Raw genomic sequence first — 1,430 nt, 5'->3', positions numbered from 1 at the left:
TAATGCCGTTCACTTAAGGTGAGCGGCATTGTTTTTTCTAGGGTATCGGCTTGGTTTTTTCTTAACGACTCTAGGGAAGGATCTTTCTCGTCTAGGTTCTAGTATTAAACTCTCACTCATTGAGTAGAAGTTTTGGAGTTGCCTCGGGATTGCTCCTGGTGACGAGTATGGAAGTCCCACTATCAGGCGCATGATGTGAGCTAATGCCCCATTGAAGCTAAGTTGATATGGCAAGTAATCTCCTTTCAACGTATTACACATCTGCACCATTTGATACCTGATTAAGTTATAGGTCAGTAGTATTCCCCAGAGCTCTTGCTTCACTAATTCAGGGAGTCGACTTCGAAGCGTGAGTCGGTTACCAAGCATGTACTGTTTTTGCTCACGGTATCCGAGTTCAATTTCCCAACGATACCCATATAAGCCCACGATATCTGACTTTGGGTAGAGCATAGGATCAAGCATTGAGGTGAGAACATCGTATTGCTTACCATCTTTGACTCTCGTGATTAAACGTACAACAACTTCTTGTTCTAGCTCTGGCCATTTCTTACGCGCTTGCGGATTACTCTTCAGTTTGATCAGTTTATCTTGTCGGCCAAGCGACTGGACGACTTCGTAAGTGAGTCCTTTTTTCATCGGGATAAGCCAATGTCGATTTATTCCTTGTGAGCTCCACGCTTGAAGTAGGCCAAGGGAGTAAAAGCCTTTGTCGAAAAGGGTTAAGCTATTATCAGGTGTCGTCTCTATAAGTTGCTCTGCTAACTTCATTTCATTGACGCTATAACAGCCAAAGGCACTGCCTGTGATTAAATGGCTGCTCAACTCCATCTGACATACCATGCGTACTTGTGGGTACTGTGTTTCTTTACCGTCACGATTGGTAGGCTTTGCAAACGTTTCTGCGTTCTCTTTCGAGTCCTCAGTGCGCCACAAAACACCATCAACGCCAAGAAGAGTGAGTTCGTTCCAGTTTGGTAAATTAGCCTGCTTAAACCAATGACTTTGCGTACACTCAAAAAGAGCTTTAGCTGCTGATTCACCGAGATTTTTTCTTCGTTGCGTTAATGCACTTGGAGCGACAAATGGTTTACCTGAGCGATCAACAATATCGAGCATATTTACAATATCAGCCATGGATTTATCGTTATATATAGCCATTCCAACTAACAACCACGCCATAGATTCTAAAGTCAGTTTTCGCTTTCGAAGGGTGACGGTATCAGTCAGTTCGTAAGCATCATTAATTAGCTCTATAGGTAGGAGGTCTGCGAGAGTTTCGACTTGATTCGGTTTGTAGTTATTGATGATGTCGAGGGCTTGAGAAACGTGCATAAAAAAATCCGATAAACAGGGTCTATCGGATTGTTACATGTTGGTAGGATCATTCAACTGATCTGCCGATTAAAGTCTTAACTGATCGGCATTAG

At 43.0% G+C, this 1,430-nt stretch carries 1 protein-coding gene; it reads right to left on the bottom strand.

Features of this window, described 5'->3' with window-relative positions; translation table 11 throughout:
- Positions 1-9: 9 nt before the first annotated feature.
- Positions 10-1,335, bottom strand: coding sequence for an IS4 family transposase (locus R7Z77_RS23915; protein WP_213916580.1), 1,326 nt, complete (start codon positions 1,333-1,335; stop codon positions 10-12).
- Between the last annotated feature and the right edge of the window lie 95 nt (positions 1,336-1,430).

Source organism: Vibrio sp. 1401, from assembly GCF_033340295.1.
The sequence above is the reverse complement of the archived record's forward strand: the minus strand, read 5'-3'. Positions and strand labels throughout refer to the sequence as shown.